At 41.8% G+C, this 2,255-nt stretch carries 3 protein-coding genes and 7 tRNA genes; 1 reads left to right on the top strand and 9 read right to left on the bottom strand.

The window, feature by feature from the left end; genetic code table 11:
* Window positions 1-115: 115 nt before the first annotated feature.
* Entirely contained in the window at window positions 116-352 is a 237-nt protein-coding gene (locus BN3456_RS16130; RefSeq protein WP_176699059.1) for a hypothetical protein, read from the bottom strand.
* 71 nt (window positions 353-423) lie between these two features.
* On the opposite strand from BN3456_RS16130, the gene BN3456_RS16510 reads away from it, so the two are divergent.
* Window positions 424-648, top strand: a complete 225-nt coding sequence (locus BN3456_RS16510; RefSeq protein ID WP_176699058.1) for a hypothetical protein — start codon at window positions 424-426, stop codon at window positions 646-648.
* Window positions 649-710: 62 nt separating this feature from the next.
* On the opposite strand, the gene BN3456_RS15510 is transcribed toward BN3456_RS16510, so the two are convergent.
* The 8 genes from BN3456_RS15510 to BN3456_RS00390 all read right to left on the bottom strand — a co-directional run bounded on the left by BN3456_RS15510 (window position 711) and on the right by BN3456_RS00390 (window position 2,111).
* Window positions 711-851: a mobility-associated LCxxNW protein gene (locus BN3456_RS15510; RefSeq protein WP_141654474.1), complete on the bottom strand. Its 141-nt coding sequence runs from the start codon at window positions 849-851 to the stop codon at window positions 711-713.
* 524 nt (window positions 852-1,375) lie between these two features.
* Window positions 1,376-1,461: transfer RNA gene (locus BN3456_RS00420), tRNA-Leu, on the bottom strand.
* Window positions 1,462-1,466: 5 nt separating this feature from the next.
* Window positions 1,467-1,539, bottom strand: a tRNA-Val gene (locus tag BN3456_RS00415).
* A 6-nt stretch (window positions 1,540-1,545) separates the two neighbouring features.
* Window positions 1,546-1,619, bottom strand: a tRNA-Asp gene (locus tag BN3456_RS00410).
* A 33-nt stretch (window positions 1,620-1,652) separates the two neighbouring features.
* Window positions 1,653-1,726, bottom strand: a tRNA-Ile gene (locus BN3456_RS00405).
* A gap of 42 nt (window positions 1,727-1,768) precedes the next feature.
* Window positions 1,769-1,841 (bottom strand) — tRNA-Thr (locus BN3456_RS00400).
* A 63-nt stretch (window positions 1,842-1,904) separates the two neighbouring features.
* Window positions 1,905-1,976: transfer RNA gene (locus BN3456_RS00395), tRNA-Glu, on the bottom strand.
* Between the two features lie 63 nt (window positions 1,977-2,039).
* Window positions 2,040-2,111, bottom strand: a tRNA-Asn gene (locus tag BN3456_RS00390).
* Between the last annotated feature and the right edge of the window lie 144 nt (window positions 2,112-2,255).

Here is a 2,255-nt window from a genome sequence, read left to right as displayed (position 1 = left end):
CGCAGTGTTGTAGTACGCAAATATAAGTATCAAAATAATCAGGGTAAGGTTCCTGATGATAAGGAAAACATACTAAATCGTGATTTTAATGCTACAACAATAAATCAAAAATGGGTTACTGACATAATGGTTCTGACCCCATGGCATGGACACGTTCTGCTAATATATCAAGACTCAAAATTGCATCTGCTATCCGATTATATTGGTACATTGCATTCTCTGCGGAGAGCAGACTGTAAGTAATACGATTATATAACTGTTCCATATCCGCCAATGCTTCATCGGTAATTTCAATCGCATATCGTTTCGTGTGAATGATCTTCCCTAAATTTCTTAAATGCGTCTGACGCATTCTGTACTCTTCTTTCCTCTATGCCATTGTATCCTTTTTGAAGTTTTTCGCGGATTTCTGCGGATGTCATTGTGTCTGCATTTATAGACATTGGTGCTTTTGGCAGAGACACTGAAAACGGAATTCCTCCTGTCAGGGATATCTGGTTTAAATACATATCAATGGCCGTAGACATGGGAACTCCCAGTTTGTATATTCCGATAACACTGCACCATGTGCACGGTGTTTTAGAACCACTCTCACGGAGGATGAGAACCACCTTTACGGAAACTGTACCGCTGCATGATTACCGCTAATCTAGAGCACCGCATTCCGAAATGACAGTGCATGCCATTCCGGAAAGAGTGCAGTTGTTTATTTAGTATTCTGGTGGAATATCAATTCCATTTTGTCTGAATGTCTCTTGGAGTAATGCTATATACTCTCGGTGATGTTCAATTTCAATCGAGTTACCATGACATAATTCATCCGCTTCTTCTAATTCATGACGTTCTCTCATGGAGACGCGTCCATCAATTAGTACCTAATATGAATTTGACATTTTCCAAACGACAGATCAAAATTGTAAATCAAATGAAGGGAAATACCGAACACGGATTCCGTAACCAATATCTTACTAATGAACCCCTAAAGATTCTAACAAGTGCCAGAGAATTAAACCCTTGTGGTATATATGTCTTTGAACCAAATTCTTCAATTATGACTACGTACGGTTTAATCGTCGTTTAAAGAAATATTGTACCGAAGCTGGTGTTCCTTATCATTCTAGTCATAAAATCCGATTTTACAATGCTTCAACAGCATATGACGGTAATAATCAACAACCATTAGTAGTCTTATGGGACATAGCAAAGTTGCTACTATTCTTCACTATTTACGAAACGTGAATAAAGGGAAAAATGATATGCTTGCTTTTCAAAAACTAGGTATCTCATCATAAAGTGTTCAAAGGTGTTCAAATATTTTATAACAAAAAAATAAAGGAAACGCTGTAAACTCAACGTTTCCTCTACTTTATACCAATGCCGCAGACCGGAATCGAACCGGTACGGGTATCACTACCCACGGGATTTTAAGTCCCGGGCGTCTGCCAGTTCCGCCACTGCGGCATATATGGGACCTATAGGGCTCGAACCTATGACCCTCTGCTTGTAAGGCAGATGCTCTCCCAGCTGAGCTAAGATCCCATATAACGACCCAGAAGAGACTCGAACTCTCGACCTCCGCCGTGACAGGGCGGCGCTCTAACCAACTGAGCCACTGGGCCTTATTTAATTATTAAATACATATTTCTAAAAAGTGGACCTTCGGGGACTCGAACCCAGGACCGATCGGTTATGAGCCGATTGCTCTAACCAACTGAGCTAAAGGTCCACGTGTATAGTGTCCCATACATCCCAAGGATATAAGGACCAAAGCCGATGATCGGACTCGAACCGATAACCTGCTGATTACAAATCAGCTGCTCTGCCAATTGAGCCACATCGGCAAACTGTCTGCCATTTCCATAGCCGTTCTTGATGAATCGAGCCACATCAGTACACCATACCAATGACTCCTACGGGAATCGAACCCGTGTTACCGCCGTGAAAGGGCGATGTCTTAACCGCTTGACCAAGGAGCCAAATTTCTTATAAATAGTTCGTTATATTTTTGTAGACCGTAAGTTAAGCTCACGGTCTACAAGCTCCCCGAGTTGGGCTCGAACCAACGACCCTTCGGTTAACAGCCGAATGCTCTACCACTGAGCTATCGAGGAATATTTCAGTATTGTGTACCTTCAAAACTACATACAAAGAATCATCCTTATTATCTCCTATCACCTTGTCTGGTTATGCCCTCGACCTATTAGTAACAGTCAGCTCCATGCATTGCTGCACTTCCACCTCTGCCCTATCTACCT

This window comes from Clostridium sp. C105KSO13 (assembly GCF_001517425.1).
In the GTDB taxonomy this organism is placed as follows: domain Bacteria; phylum Bacillota; class Clostridia; order Lachnospirales; family Lachnospiraceae; genus Muricomes.
This window is presented reverse-complemented; position numbering and strand designations above follow the sequence as displayed.

What these genes read in the sequence shown, in the direction of transcription:
- BN3456_RS16130 (WP_176699059.1), bottom strand. Translation starts at nt 352, where the DNA reads ATGCGTCAGACGCATTTAAGAAATTTAGGGAAGATCATTCACACGAAA.
- BN3456_RS15510 (WP_141654474.1), bottom strand. Translation starts at nt 851, where the DNA reads ATGAGAGAACGTCATGAATTAGAAGAAGCGGATGAATTATGTCATGGT.